Origin of the sequence: Staphylococcus pasteuri (assembly GCF_030547725.1) — a bacterium.
Taxonomy (GTDB): domain Bacteria; phylum Bacillota; class Bacilli; order Staphylococcales; family Staphylococcaceae; genus Staphylococcus; species Staphylococcus pasteuri.
The window spans coordinates 1-322 of the sequence record NZ_JAUOQO010000144.1 but is presented as its reverse complement, the minus strand read 5'-3'; the positions used below and the strand labels follow the sequence as shown (position 1 = coordinate 322).

1 protein-coding gene is annotated in these 322 nt (G+C 37.6%); it reads right to left on the bottom strand.

Annotated features, from left to right (window positions below):
* Nucleotides 1-322, bottom strand: a 322-nt coding sequence (locus Q4528_RS13170; protein WP_303521937.1) for a hypothetical protein, incomplete at both ends; no start/stop codon positions are given.

Here is a 322-nt window from a genome sequence, read left to right as displayed (position 1 = left end):
CACCAAATCAATCGCACTACACACCATCTTTACTTGGTCACCCGCTACCGCTTCACCCAACTTATGAAATTTAGAAGTACCATCATCATCTTCATAAACTACAAGCAAAACAGAAAATTTAAACAAACCAAAACAACCACGGCTTTCCTCAACAAAAAAACCATCAACCCTCTCCAAATCTATAAGTAACACCTCTTTTCGACTAAACACATACAAGTGATCTAAAACAAGCTTACCAGCCTTAAAATCTACCGTTGTTAATACAGACTTATAATGCAAACAATAACCAAAAGTAACGACACCCAATAAGCCGGTCACACAC